This window comes from Vibrio sp. D173a, from assembly GCF_030248475.1.
The window spans coordinates 1-14179 of record NZ_JAHGAH010000257.1; the positions used below are offsets into that span (position 1 = coordinate 1).

General features: G+C 45.8%; 15 protein-coding genes. 1 reads left to right on the forward strand and 14 read right to left on the reverse strand.

All coding sequences use genetic code 11. The features are described 5' to 3' along the window. The first annotated feature begins 171 nt into the window (after positions 1–171). The gene (locus KIV40_RS22650) at positions 172–786 is read left to right on the forward strand and encodes a PolC-type DNA polymerase III (RefSeq protein ID WP_045372684.1); all 615 of its coding nucleotides are present in this window, start codon (positions 172–174) and stop codon (positions 784–786) included. A 65-nt stretch (positions 787–851) separates the two neighbouring features. Here the strand turns inward: KIV40_RS22650 and KIV40_RS22655 are convergent, their stop codons facing one another. From KIV40_RS22655 to KIV40_RS22720, 14 genes are all read right to left on the reverse strand, one after another. Beyond that, positions 852–1280 carry a CesT family type III secretion system chaperone gene (locus KIV40_RS22655; protein WP_285351425.1) on the reverse strand — a complete coding sequence of 143 codons (429 nt, stop codon included), beginning with the start codon at positions 1278–1280 and terminating at the stop codon, positions 852–854. Further along, complete coding sequence (locus KIV40_RS22660; protein ID WP_282248912.1) at positions 1280–2263, reverse strand: YopT-type cysteine protease domain-containing protein; 984 nt, start codon at positions 2261–2263, stop codon at positions 1280–1282. Before KIV40_RS22660 ends, KIV40_RS22655 begins: the two co-directional genes overlap by 1 nt. A 259-nt stretch (positions 2264–2522) precedes the next feature. Then, on the reverse strand, positions 2523–3215 hold the full coding sequence (locus tag KIV40_RS22665; protein ID WP_285351426.1) for an ABC transporter ATP-binding protein: 693 nt from the start codon (positions 3213–3215) through the stop codon (positions 2523–2525). A 19-nt stretch (positions 3216–3234) separates the two neighbouring features. After that, positions 3235–4518: an ABC transporter permease gene (locus KIV40_RS22670; protein WP_103410762.1), complete on the reverse strand. Its 1284-nt coding sequence runs from the start codon at positions 4516–4518 to the stop codon at positions 3235–3237. 2 nt (positions 4519–4520) lie between these two features. After that, the gene (locus tag KIV40_RS22675; protein ID WP_103410761.1) at positions 4521–5765 is read right to left on the reverse strand and encodes an ABC transporter permease; all 1245 of its coding nucleotides are present in this window, start codon (positions 5763–5765) and stop codon (positions 4521–4523) included. Beyond that, positions 5762–7033, reverse strand: coding sequence for a TolC family protein (locus KIV40_RS22680; RefSeq protein WP_285351428.1), 1272 nt, complete (start codon positions 7031–7033; stop codon positions 5762–5764). Before KIV40_RS22680 ends, KIV40_RS22675 begins: the two co-directional genes overlap by 4 nt. Next, entirely contained in the window at positions 7026–8162 is a 1137-nt protein-coding gene (locus KIV40_RS22685; RefSeq protein ID WP_228174662.1) for an efflux RND transporter periplasmic adaptor subunit, read from the reverse strand. Before KIV40_RS22685 ends, KIV40_RS22680 begins: the two co-directional genes overlap by 8 nt. 177 nt (positions 8163–8339) lie before the next feature. Further along, a complete protein-coding gene (locus KIV40_RS22690) occupies positions 8340–9188 on the reverse strand; it encodes an MBL fold metallo-hydrolase (RefSeq protein ID WP_285351430.1) in 849 nt (282 codons plus the stop codon). 101 nt (positions 9189–9289) lie between these two features. Beyond that, positions 9290–9412, reverse strand: a complete 123-nt coding sequence (locus KIV40_RS22695; RefSeq protein WP_285351432.1) for a hypothetical protein — start codon at positions 9410–9412, stop codon at positions 9290–9292. 62 nt (positions 9413–9474) lie between these two features. Then, positions 9475–11055, reverse strand: coding sequence for an actin cross-linking domain-containing toxin (locus KIV40_RS22700; protein WP_285351434.1), 1581 nt, complete (start codon positions 11053–11055; stop codon positions 9475–9477). Positions 11056–11348: 293 nt separating this feature from the next. After that, positions 11349–11873, reverse strand: a complete 525-nt coding sequence (locus KIV40_RS22705) for a GNAT family protein (protein WP_285351435.1) — start codon at positions 11871–11873, stop codon at positions 11349–11351. A gap of 44 nt (positions 11874–11917) precedes the next feature. After that, positions 11918–12688, reverse strand: coding sequence for a phospholipase A (locus tag KIV40_RS22710; RefSeq protein ID WP_285351437.1), 771 nt, complete (start codon positions 12686–12688; stop codon positions 11918–11920). Between the two features lie 78 nt (positions 12689–12766). Then, the gene (locus KIV40_RS22715; protein ID WP_285351438.1) at positions 12767–13522 is read right to left on the reverse strand and encodes a class I SAM-dependent methyltransferase; all 756 of its coding nucleotides are present in this window, start codon (positions 13520–13522) and stop codon (positions 12767–12769) included. Positions 13523–13547: 25 nt separating this feature from the next. After that, complete coding sequence (locus KIV40_RS22720) at positions 13548–14177, reverse strand: class I SAM-dependent methyltransferase (protein ID WP_285351440.1); 630 nt, start codon at positions 14175–14177, stop codon at positions 13548–13550. Between the last annotated feature and the right edge of the window lie 2 nt (positions 14178–14179).

Below are 14179 nucleotides of genomic sequence, written 5' to 3' on the forward strand. Positions count from 1 at the left end.
AGAAGGAATGGGGCATTTCCGTGTCACGCGCGCCCCATTAGCGCACCTTTTAACACCTATTGCTTATCTCTACTTACCCTGGCTTCTCACGCAACTAACACTTCCCCCTTCTTCCCTTTTTCCACGCTTTCAACGATACTCTTGCGCCTTATTGTTCAGTTGGAAAACTTCATGCCTCAAGCTAACTCCGTTGTCGTACTCGACTTTGAAACCACAGGTCTGTCTCCGAATATGGGTGATCGCGCGATTGAAATCGGTGCAGTTAAGATCGTCGATGGTGAGGTGGTCGATAGTTTTCAGCAACTTATGAATCCTGGCTTTCGTGTGAGCTCATTTATTGAGGGTTACACAGGTATAACCAATAACATGCTGCGTACCGCGCCAAGCTGCGATGAAGTGATGGCATCGTTCAGTGAGTTTATTGCGGGTGAGAATCTTATCGCGCACAACGCGTCGTTCGATAAGCGCTTTCTGGATGCAGAGCTAGAGCGGATCGACTGCGGTTATTCTGGCGAGTTCGCGTGTTCTTTATTGGTGGCACGACGCCTGATTCAAGATGCGCCGTCACACAAGTTGGGTGAGTTGGTTCGTTATAAGAACATTGAAAACGACGGTGTATTCCACCGCGCGTTAGCCGATGCACAGGTAACGGCAAAACTGTGGTTGCTGATGGTGGAAGAGCTTGAGCAATCGGGCATTGTCGCGCCAAGCTTTAAGTTTATGCAGACGGTAAGTAAGACAGCAAAAGGAAAAGTGGACCAGCTACTGGCTAAAAGCCGCGCTTAAACCACAAACAAGTAACGCCCAACCATGCGGGCGTTACTTAGCCCTATAAATTTAGATTCTAGGGTTTACACCGAGATCATATGAGGTCGGATATTGGTTGGCTCTGCGCTTGCTGGCGTTGGCTCCACACCAGAAATCGCCGCCTGCTTTTCAATAAGATCTTGAATAAAGCACTCTGTCCACGCCTCTAACGCTGCCACATTTAGCATCGCCATCGGTTGTTGCGACCATAAAACAGCGCTGTTTTCTTGATGCGACACAATGTGCGCAGGCCAGTATTCACCAAAGATATTGCTCTTTGCCAGCTGCTCCGATATCGGGTTTGCCTCACCAAGTTCTGCATACAGTACTATCCACTCTTCATTCTGATGCGTGAAATGAAGTTGATACTTTTGGTCAATCAACAAGCTGTAGATGCCATCTTGCGCGGTTGGGTTCTCTAGGCCGTTCTTTTCAAAAAAGTGTTTAACTAGGTGATCGAATGTGGTTGTCATTAGTGGTTAGCCTCCAAGTTGACGATGCTGAATTCTCCCGATAAGCCGAATTTCGGTAAGTCGTAGCCTGATTTGTGCCAAAAATCCTGAACAAACCAGCTGGTGAAATCCTCCTTGCTTGGGAAAGAAAACTCACCGAAGTTCGGGTCAAAGAAGGTCACTTTTTCTCCATCTACCGCGGCGGCAACGGCGTGTGCATTACTTGGACCTTCAAGGCCAATCTTCTTCAATAGCGATGTTTTTGGGCCGTTATCAACGATCTTCGCCGCAAGCTCTGCTGCACCATTTCGGCCACGGCTTGTTTGTCCATGCACACGTGATAATGCACCAAGTTCTCGGTAAGGTGATTCGATGTTGTTACTTCTTAGCCAACCTTCTGTGATCGCTTCTTGGTCATAACCCACCATGCCATCGGTTTGCAGTTGCGCGACAGACTGCATTGTCTCTTTGTTCAGCTTGCCTTTGTCGCTTGCCGTTCCTGATTGAAATAGCTGTTCGCCAAGGTTAGAGCCTTCTGCTCGTGCCTTCATCCAGTGAGCGCTCAGTGCTTCACAACATCCGCCAGAGGTGTTGGTGTCTTTTAGGATGGCGTTTTTGATGCTGCCCGTTACCTGAGAGACCTTCATGGTCACTTCGCCGTTGTGTTTTGCTGCCGAGTTACGCAATGAAGCGGTTTTAGTGCTAACCAGAGCGTGCAAAATACGGTCGCCCAGTGTTTGTACCGCTGTTTTGAAGTTTTGTAGCTTTGAGCGAGGCTCTGAGCTTTGTTCTGGTGTCGCGCTTTGCAGAGAGAACGAACTGATTGGTGCTGGGTTTGCAGTAGCACCGCTACTCATCTGTTGCAGCATCAAGTTGCGAATGGCATCTGGCGTCATTTGCGTGCTTGCACTCAAGCCACCAAGTTGACCTTGGTTTTGTGGTTGGCTGACTGGTGCAGAGATGATTGGTCCACTGATAGAGGAAATATTAGTAATACCTTGCATAACTACCTGCTTTCTTTGTTTATTTTTGTATGCTGCAAGGTTAACCAAAGCGATGAAGTTGAGCTGTTAGCCATGGTCGTTGTTTTGTTGATTTGATCAGAGAGCTTGTTTGAAGAGATTTGGGGCGGGTGTATTTTTGAGGCAAAGAAATCGTTGTAGTGGTTCTGTGTGAGTAGAGGGCAATGATGATTTTCGCAACCATCATTGCCCTCCAAGCTTTATTTCCCTATGCGTTGAGTGTTAGCAAACATAGAAACGGTTACTGCGGCACTCTATCCGAAATCACCTTGCCATCTTTGATTGTGATGATGCGCTTGGTGCGCTCTGCTAGGGCGTTATCGTGCGTCACGATGATCAAGGTTCTGCCTTCAGCGTGGAATTGATTGAACAAGGCTTCAATCTCTGCGCCAGATTTTGAATCCAATGCCCCCGTTGGCTCATCCGCTAAGATGATTTGTGGATCGTTGACCAAGGCTCTTGCAATCGCCACTCTCTGCTTTTGACCACCAGAAAGCTGGTTTGGTTTGTGGTCGAGGCGATCCCCTAGCCCGACTTGCTCTAGCAATTTAGTGGCGCGCTGGCGACGTTCTTTGGATTTTATGCCAGAGTAAACCAACGGCAGTGCGACGTTATCCAATGCTGTCGCGTATTCCAACAAGTTAAAGCTTTGGAAGACAAAGCCTATCTTTTGGTTGCGAATACCAGCTAGTTCGTTCGGGCTTAAACTTGCGACGTTTTGACCACCCAATTGGTATTGGCCATCGGTCGGTTTGTCTAGGCAGCCCAGCATGTTCATCAGAGTCGATTTACCCGAGCCAGACGGACCAAGAATGGAAAGAAATTCACCTTGGGTGATGGTCAAGTCGACGCCGTCTAGCGCACGTACTTCCGCCTCTCCGCTTGCGTAGTATTTACAAATGTTAGTCAGCTCAACCAATGGGGCGTTCGACATTTTCTCTCCAGAATTCTTATTATTCACTTTGCAGCGCCTCCAACGGGCTCACTTTTGCGGCTCGGTTTGCAGGCAGCCAAGCAGATGCGACGCCAATAAACACTAAGGTGGAAATCACAATCGCAACCACAATCCAAGATAGCTCGGGGATCGGTTTTCCAAGGCGTTCATACAGAGTGTTGCCCTCAAGATTTATAGCGCTGATTGCCGATACAATCGCATACGTCACACCTAACCCCAGTACACCGCCGAGCATCATGGTCATCAGTGATTGCACTAGGTAGTGAAGACGAATGGCTGTAGGCGTTGCACCGACTGCCATACGAACGCCAATATCTCTAGTGGAGCGTTTTACCGTGGCATACATTACGTTCGCAATGCCTAAGCCCGCCACGGCAAGCGTGACAAAACCAATGATGCCGAGAAAACTTTGTAAACCAACCAAGAACTGTTGCATGCTTTTCTGTTTAAGAAACATGTCTTTGACTTGAACAACTTGCTTATCACTAACACTGGCACCGTGTTTACGCGCGATCACTTGGCGAATAGTCTTTGCCAGTTTTTCACGGTCCGCATGGGCTTGAGGTTCGACATTGATGCCTCCGATATCGCCGTTAGTATGAAAGCGTTGCCATGTGGCTAACGGTACAAAACTGGCGTAATTAATTTGATCACCTTGCTCAACTTCAGCACTATTTTTTTCCAACACACCGACTACGGTGAACACTTCGCTGCCAATCTTCACTTTTTTCCCTACAGGATTGGTTTTCAGTGTCACTGGCGTAAACCAACTGAAGTCTTTATTAGGATTAAACAAGTCCGCAGCAAGTAAGTAGCCAAGAACAACCACCTTACGCATTTCTTTTTGGTCAAGGGGGTTTAACCAACGACCTCCGTCCATCGGGGTTAATTTAGTCATGTCGGCAAAGTCTGTCGTGACAGCAAGTGGCTCTTGCCAAGAACCTCGGTCACCAACCGTAACCCGTTCATCCCATACAGCGGTTGGCGCGATACTTTTCACCTCAGGTAAGACTTCAATCACCTCGGTATCATCTACATTTAAAGTTAAGAACTTACCTTGATGAAACGCACCGTGATCGACACTCGCCATGCCTCCAGTTAAGTAAATCAGGTTCCCATTCCCATTCTGCGCGGTTCTCAATACGCCCTGACGAATTCCCTCGCCCACGGCCAGCATTGCAGCGATACACAAGGTCGCCCATGCCACAGCAAGAATGGTCAAACCCAAACGCAGCTTTTCTGCAGCCATTTCTTGAAAGATTTGTCTCATTGGTAGCAACATCATTACGCCCTCGCACTTAATGCAATTACGGGGGTGAGACGCGACGCTCGCCTAGCTGGGAAATAAGACGCCAGAAGCGCCAAAACCAGCGTCACGAATAACGACCAAGCAATGGAATCCGGCGTAATCACAGGAAAACCTAACCAATCCGGTAAATGCATAGACCCGAGCAGCGCGACCACCAAGTAAGCAACCATTAAGCCAAGTGCGGTACCGACAGCCACCAGAAAGAGCCCTTCGAGGATAAATTGGCTGAGTATGGACTTTTGCGTTGCACCAACCGCCAAGCGCACACCAATTTCTCGAGTTCGTTCTGTCACTGATAGGAACATGATATTTGCAACACCGAGAGCACCCACGGCCATGGTCATGGCCCCGCTTGCACCAAGGAAAATTTGGATACCACGGAAGATCCCTGTAATCACCGCCGCACCTTCGCTGTAATCCGGCAAGCGGATTGCTTCTTTGTCCGTCGGATCAAAGTGCAATTGCTTGGCATAAAAATTAGCAATGGCTTGTCGGAAGGCATTGCTATCCATACCGTCGACAGGATTAAGTATTAGCAGCCACGGCTTAGCATCCCACAGATCAAGATAAGTCGTATGAGGAATAAAGACTCTACGGCTGTCACCAAACGACAAGCCAGCATCTTCGTCTGTCATAATCCCTACCACTAAAAATGGTATTCCATTAATTTTGGTTATTTGACCTATATGTATATCCCCCATCTTCGCGATTTGGTCTCCTAAGATCACAACGCGCGTATGGTTAGCAATATCACTGGGCGATAGGTCTCGCGACCCTTGCTCTAACTTTCTCTTAACTAAAGAGAAGTAGTGGGAATCAATGCCACTAACGAAACGCGTAAGGTTTTGCCCTTTTTCATTGGTAACATTCGCATCCCATTTGGCGTAGAGGCTGGATGCTTGTTTCACTAAGCCAGATTGTTCGAGTGTTCGGACCTGATCCTGCGAAATGGTAATCTGACGCCGTAAAGGCAAACCTTGCCAAGGCTTACTTGTACTCGATGGAATGGCCAACTGCACATTATTAGCCATAAATGACAACTGCTGAGTTTGATGCCGATAAAAACCTTCACCCAATGCAATCAACACCACAACCGAAATCACACCCCAAGCAATAGCCACGATTGCTAGCATGCTCTTCATGCGATGCGCCATCAGCGTTTGCCATGTTTGTTGCAATAAGGTTTGCTGTAATAAAGTTTGCTGCAATAGACGGATCATGAATTAAATGCTCGGGAGATCAGTACCATGGTGTCGTCATCTAACTTACCAGCGGTTTGCAACAAGCCGATACGCTGACGCCAGTAGTTGTACAGGTTGTTTTGTAGGCTGTTTTTCGCTTCAAACAAGCTGTTGTGCGCACTGATCACTTCCGAGACTTCTAACAAGCCCGCATCGTAAAGTTTCTCTTTGCTGCGCAACACTTTCTCACGAGAAGTCACCAGCTCGCTCGCCATTAAGACTTGATTCCAGTTGATATCGACTTGAGTAAATTGCTGAATCACGCGCTTTTGGATGTCGATTTCGACTCGACGTAAGTCTTGTTTTGCGCTGAGGGTATTGAGTGACGCTTCGTCCACTCTGGCACGCGTTGCGCCGTTCAAGTCAATCGGCACACTTAGGGTGATGCCAGCGCTGAACTCGCCGTCTTTGCGTCGGTCATCATCGTTATACCCAACGTTACCTTTCACCGTTGGGTAGTAACCGCCTTGGGCTGAGTCTTTAGCAAACTCGCTGGCTTTGACGTTCTGAGCTGCCACCAGCAACTCTGGGCTGCTGTCTTTAGCAAGCTTTAACCATTGTTCTTGCGATTCCACCATCATTGGCGGTTGAACAAGGGAGTCAGTGCGAATTTGGTCAGCGTCTTGTGGAGCTTGGTTGATCAAAGCCGCCAGCTCTGCTCGTTTGACTTCTAAATCTGAGCGCGCATTCAAAATACCGGCTTTATCGGCAACTTGTGTCGCACGAATCTCTTCGACATCAACGGATTTCACTTTACCTGCTCGGTAACGCTTCTCGATGATCTTCAGCAGTTTGTTGCCTTCTTCCAGTTTGGACTGCGCCAATTGCAGATCCCCCTGCGCGCTTGCCACATCCAAATAAGACGAGAGCAGTCTTTGTGCAAGCTCATTATGTGACTGAGCAAGCTCTAGCTGAGATTTAATGTAGTTGGCATTGGCTTGATCCAAATCTGACCACAAGCTGCTGTCCCAGATGGTTTGAGAAAGCGATGCGCCATAGCTGTTGGTGTTGTCGGCGGATTCATTCCAATTCGCCGATGCCGTCGCACTTAAGCCGGGTAAGAGTGAGCTGCGGCTTGAATCGACACCTACTTCACCAAGTTGAACACCAATTTTGGCTTTCTCATAGTTCGGGTCATTTTGCTTCGCCTGTTGCCACGCTTGTTCAATCGAGATGGCATAGCTTGGTAAGCTAAACGTAGCAGCCAAAATCGCACAACCGATTTTAGACTTATTTAGTTTAATCATGCGCGGCTCCCGCCATCATACTGTTGTCGATGATTTCTTCGTCTAACTTAACGCCGTCCAATACTTCTACATTGATGCCATCCGACAAACCAAGCTTCACTTTTTGTTTGTGGAAACCTTGCTCTGAGCTATCTGGAATCAATACGTTTGGTGTATCGCCATCAAATTGCAGTGCTCGTTCTGGCAAGGTTAAGACGTTTTCGGATTTCTTCAATGTGATTTGCGCAGTAGATGAGAAACCCGAACGTAATAGGATCTCTTGCGGGATTTTCAGTTCTCCGACTTCCACTTCGAAGCCGTTATCAAAGCTTTTTGCTGTTGCACTGTCCTCTGGCGAGTTAAGATTCTCTGATTGGATCGCAACTTTTGTTAACACGCCAGAAATCTCTGTGTCAGGATAAGGTGCAACGGTCAGCAACACAGGCATGCCCGGAGAAAGCTGTGCCGCGTCATGTTCACTGACACTACCCTTAAAGATTAAGCTGTTCATGTCGGCCAGAGACATCATTTCTGTCGCAGCTTGGCTGGATTCAGTGGAAATGATCGGCTCACCCACTTCCACTTTACGGTTCAATACTGTGCCATCAATTGGTGCATAAATGGTTGAGGTTAAACGGGCGTCACCAATGGAAGCTTCACCACTGCGGATCAGTTCTAGATTCTGACGTCTTTGAAGCACGTTCGCTTCAGCAGATTTTACGGCTGAGCGCGCGCTGACGTATTCGTCGTAGTTGTTTGGAATGATGTCTTGTTTCACCAAGCTTTCAAGGTTAGCCAGCTTTTGCTTAGCGGATTCTAAGTCGGCTTCGCTGCGCATGAGATCTGTTGATGCGTCGGTTAATGCTTGCGGCGTCGGGTTTGGGCGAACCTTAATCAATGCTTGGCCTTGCTTGACCTTCTCACCGACCTGCACGTACATCTCGCCCACGATGCCATCGATTTGCGACTTAATAGACACCGAGTGCGCAGGGACAATATTGCCGACCGCTACCGCTTGTTTTTCAATGGTTCCCTTTTCTACTGCCAGCGTTGGAAACGCCTCTGGTTGAGTAGAGGATTGCAGATAGAAATACGCGCCGCCGCCAAGCAATGCAACGCTCACAGCAGAGACAAGCCAAATTTTTGCCATTATTGATACCGATTATTTTTGTGTAGTCTTGTGACCATCTTGTGAACATAAAGTTCTAGAATTATATCAAAGTCACTGTCATGTGTTTGTCATAGGAAACATCATAAGGTCAGCCCCCTGTCAGAGGTAATGGGCATCGTAAGGCTCGATGCTCATTTGGATAATCTTGACCAAGATTTATAAAGTTACCTTTCTACCAGTGGGTAAATGCTCCAGACGATCCCCTAGTATTTCTTTTAAAAGGCCATACGCTTTCATTCCTGTGCAATGGCCGGTGTAAAACTTATCAATTGGATATTTCGACAGCGCTCTGCCCAATGTTCTAATATCGTCTTTAGTGCCACCAATACCATTCAATACTGGTAAACCAACAAGATGAAAGCCCCCCACCACCGCTTTGATTTTGCAGTTTGGGAATAACTCTGTGGCGGTTTCAATCATGTTCAGCACACCGCTGTGCGCACAGCCCGTAAAGACAACCAAGCCGTCTTCTTCTTTGATGACAAGCAGCAATTCGTGCTCGAAGATGTCCTGCTCGTAGCCCCCACCATGCGATTGGGTATACAGGTACTGGTTGCCTTTTGGCTGTGCAAAGCGATCGCATATCTCGGTAATCACGTGAACATTGGGCGCAACTTCTGTCGTTCGATCAATCAGTACGAAACGGTTATTTGCGCTCTCTAACAGCGCTTTATCGATGCCAACATCGTTCTTAAAACCAAAGGCGCGAAAGTAGTAATCTTGCTCGCCACATGCCTTTAAATAAATCTTCGCGGTTTCATTCCGCTCAAGAAAATAAGAGGCACCGTTGCAATGGTCATGGTGTCGATGAGAAACAACGCCAAAATCTACGGCTTGGATATCCACATTCAGTCGAGGCGCGTTGTCACAAAACGTTTGTCCACTGCCCATATCAAAGAGAATGTTCATTCCCGACGTCTCAATGTGTAGCGATAAACCACGCTCAACACAGAGATCATCTCTCCCCTTTATGCGTGAATTATCAACCAAGGTGGTCACGATCATAATGTCTCCTAATGACGTTGAACCGCTTTAGTGGATGAGACAATAACGAGGTTTGATGTTTGTAGAAAAAAGTAATGCTAATTGTGTGATTAGACAGAGGTTTACTGTACAAAAACAAAATCCAACGGAAAGAAACAGTCTGCCACATAACCATCGTCGATGGTGTTGAGTACCGTTAAGCTTTCTGCCCACTGCTCCTCCATTGGTTGCAGCGGGCTTAACATCAGGATTAATTCAAAGAAGCCTTTTATTCATACGCTACGCTTCAAACACCAACAGGCTTGACTCAACCTCGTTTTTGAGAGCTATTAGATGACGTTATTCTGTCCCATTCTGTTGGCTTTTCGGTCATTACCCATTCAGCTTTATGGTTAGCAGATGCAGTGCGCTTTGCATTTTTTACTGGCGGTAAACCTTTACTCTCTCTATATGCCTTAAACCAAGAGTCAAAATCACTACTGCTTTCTACTAGGGTATTGATCTCGGTAATAATCATTTTTCGGTCAGCCGCTCCAAATTGGTCTAGTGTTTTGACGTCTAACTTCGCTGTAGATTCTGTTCGAGGTACAAACTCAGTCAGAGCACTTGGCACAGTGCGGAACTCAAATAAAATCGCAGGTTCAGGGTTACCCGTACTTCCCGTCGTCGCGTTATTAATACCATGCCCTGCAACTTCACCACCATTTTGAAAATATGCGAATACATTCTTAGCAAGGCTCTCTGAATGAGATGATTTCAACTTAGCCGAAATTTGTTGTCTGACATACCTAGAATCATTATCGCTCAAAAGATTTAACATCAGCTTCGGTTTGGTTCTTGGCAAAATTTTCCATGCATTTTTCACTTTAGGATCAGTCAACCCTTGAGCGTTTGGTCGAATACCTTCATCATTCGGGTCCCAGTCATAAATGTAAATACCATATTCTTTCGCCAAATCTGCGGTCTTAGAGTAAATGGATGTCAGATAAGCAAATACATTTTGAGCGGCCTCTTGATCATCTAATTTTACATTTCCAGCGTTTGCTGAAAATTCCTTTCGTAATGCCGCCTTATACCACGGAGCAGATTCTAAAAGCTTCAATTCATCTGACGTTCCTGTGCCAAAATCTTTAGCGCTTACCCCCATAGAGGCCTGTTGCCCGCTCGGCGTCATACCTATATTCTGGCCTTGGGCTTCAATTGACATGCCGTTGCCAGCCGCAATCAAATGGTTAGGATTAGCGATCGCCAATGTAAAACGACCATCCTCACTGACTAGGTTGGATAACGCTTTGTGGTTTGATTGATTAATATGGTTGGTAAATACCTTAGCCAACCAAAGCATCGCATCTTTACGATTATCGATTGCTTCTTTATCTCGGATTTCACTTGGATAAGTGACTAACTCAATCGTATGCGTTTGCCACTTACCAATACCTTTGACATCTTTAATGCCAGTTGGATTTGTGTAACCACCCTGGTTCATATCTTTCGTCAGCATGAACAGAGGGTTATCCTTTGCATCATGAACATAACCAAACTTCTGAGTCGAATTACTAGGTAAAGCCACAATCAGTCCTGACAACTCATTCTCAATACCAATCGAACTCGTTTCAAAGTGACTTCCAAATTCAGGGACAATGACAGCTTTGGGTTTAGATTGACCAGCAGAGTTCTGAGCCGCTCGCTCACGATTCGCAGCCCAACGCTCTTCATCTTCTGCTTTGTAGGTTAACTCTTCTTTACGCTCTCTTCGTTGCCGCTCGAGGCGTTCTTGAACCGTTTGTTCTAATTCCGGAGGCTTTGGTGGCGGTTTTACGGTGTCATCAACGGGCTTGTAGCCTCCACCCGTACTGGTTTTACTTTTTAGTTCATCAAGATTAGGCATGAAGCAACACTCTACAAAAGAAGCGGAAACTTCATCTTAAAGCAGTGACTAACCATCAATAATATCGTTTTTATAAAACGCTCAGAATCACTAGGCAATCGTTTACTTACACACTAGTTATAATCATATCAACGTCAAAAATTAAAATGTGATTACACAATTAGAAAGTGACACAGTGACAATGATTCCAATTTAACAGCACTTAACTGGAGGATTACTCAAGGGAAAGGGTTTAGTGAGATAACGCTACATTGCTCCTAGATAGAAGAAGCCCAAGCATGAAGTGTGAGCTGCTAGTTGTTCAAAAACATATACCAACAATCCTGAGGTTCGTCGCTAAGGGCAGGAAATACCGCATACTCTTTCAGCACGCCTTTTTTCTTAAATCCACATTTTTCGAGCACGCGAATGCTGGCTTGATGATCGATATGAGGAGCTGTATGGACCTCCTCGACTCCGATACTTTTTAGATACTCTATACCTAGCATACAAGCCTGAGTCGCATACCCTTTACCTTGATAGTTTCTAGAGATACCAAAATGAATTTCGCTACTGCTTTTTTCAGGGATTAACACCAAGCAAACAATGGGGACTTGAGAGGCGATTTCTTCGATTGCGAGTACCAAGATATTAGGGTTAGCCAACTTGTATTGACTTCGCCATCTATTGATAGATTGCAATGTTTGAGTTGAGCTTAGATGCGCTTGTCGGTTTAGATACAAACAGGCTTTTTCATCACCGAGGTAATGATCAAAGAGAGGCACAGCGTCCGATTCTTCAACGTGACGAATTGCCACGTATTGCGCTTCAAGTTTCATTCACTTCCTTCTCAAAAACGTTTTTGGACATTAAAGGGTGGGCGCTAAAAGTCGAATGCAAAGCCAACCCCAAACGCGCTTTCATCGAAGTTGTAATTTGAGATTGTGAGACCGTAACCCGTTTCTGCCTTCATATAACCTCTTAGCCCCTGATAAACGGGGAAGTTCCAAGATGCGCGATAGAAACCCTTTTCCCAGCCTTCAGTAAAAAGATTCGATACGGTGAGTTTCAGTTTATGATCATTTTCAGAAATCCAAGCCGCTTCTAGCTCGCCATAGCCAAGGAAATCCACAATATCTGGATTGTAATGATTGCTACCAACATCAAACCAAGTTTTAAAGCGAACAAAGCCAGACTCAAAGCGCCATTTGTTATCGAGGTAGACGCGATTCCAACTGACTTCGTCGCTACCACCAGCACCATTGGATTGATGCTCAAAACCAAGCGAAATACGCCAAGGGTTTAAGTTCCAACGATAAAAAATAGCAGGGTTGTATTGATCGTCTCTAAAGTATGCTGAGTCATCGTACGCTTCCCAATTTGAACGCTGAGTATAGGTGACAAATAAGCCATCATCCCCAAACACTAGGAGTTTAAACTTCATGCTTATTTGGAACTGGACCAACACGTCCTTTGCGTCGTGGCCGTTTGGATTGGTTGGCGCAAAGCGTGCTTGGTTTACCTTAGACTCGGTATAAAACGGTAATAAATAGTTGTCTTCATGAGCAGAAAAGCGCTTTTCTTCTGCGCAGACGTCTGCTGCAACGGTTGATAAAAACGCCGTAAATAAACCTAACTTTTTACAGTGAAACATCGTCATCCTTTTTATCTTTAACTCTCTGAATTCAATATAGAAGATAATTAGCAGCTTTCCTCTATTTATCTGGAGCAATCAAAGCTTCTCTGCAACGCAGATTAGATTGTTTGAATTTTCAGAAAACTTCTCTTCTGCCCAAGAACTGTATTTTTCGGTAATACTTAAACCCGCCTGAGCAAGAAATACTTCAATTTCAGATAACTTTCGATACTTCAAGTCAATGCTTGAGTAGACCATTGTCCCATCTTGGTAGTGACGTTCTTTCTTCAAATAAAGAGCTGTACATTTAGCGTCATAACGTTCGCTCATACCCATGTACTTTACTTCGCCTTTGTCGGGCAATTCATAGGTTTGCCACAGGGACATTTCAGCATCAATTTCTAAGTTATCGTGCGTTGGTAAACGAGTATCAAAGATGAAACGCCCACCTCTATTGAGGTGATTAGAAATCGAATTAAGGACACCAACTAGCATCTCATCGGAGAGGAAAGCTTGGAAAGCGTTGCCCGTCATGATCGCAATGTCAAAGCATTTATCGAGAGAGAATTGAGTGGCATCCTGCTGCAAAAACGAAAGGTTATCTAATCCCTGTGCTTTGTGTTTAGCATGTTTTAGCATTCCTTCGGCAATATCAATACCGACAGCATTATCGAGTTTCTTGGCGACAGGTATCGTGACAATACCCGTGCCGCAGCACACATCCAACAAACTTCGAGCACTCATCGTGGTGATGTGCTTTTGTATCAGAGCGATATCATCTTCGTAATGTTTATCATACTGCGCATCGTATTCCGTACCTGATGCAAACTCACTGAGATCTTGTGTCTTCAAAAACAGTCCTTGTTTATTTAATTGATTAACTTGGCTTTCTTAACTCCAAGAGCAAGTAACGGCATACATAGCCAGCACCTGATGTGTAGCCGACGAGGTTTTCTAAAGACACCACTTCAAGCCCTGCATTTTGGCTGAGCTCACGGAATTCGCTCTCAGTGTAAGCCGTATGTACCACCGTGCCACTGTAGGTATTTCTCGGTAAGTCTTTTCCATCTGGGTCGTGACATTGAAAACTGATGAAACAGCGTCCGTCGGCATTGAGCTTATTAGCGATGCATTGCAGTAGCGACTGGGGATTGGTAAGGAATTCCGTGAAACCGAGTGCGGTAATGATGTCGAAGGTTTGATTGAAAATCGGAGAGAAAGGTTGGTCTAGGTTATGAACGCTGACGCTTTGATAAAAGTTTGTCTCGCGTGCTTTATCGACCATTTTGGATGAAATGTCCAAGCCGTGAAGAGTAGCTTCTGGGTAATGTGTTTTGATGACCTCCCCGATACTGCCTGTGGCACAAGCTAAATCGAGAGCAGAGACTTGTTTGAGATCGAGTGTTTTTAACTTTTCATCTACCCAATGTGGACCAACGTATTGGCTGTCTTTAATTAGCTTCTGATAGCGCTCAGATACTTCATCATACATTTTGGCAACGTCCATGA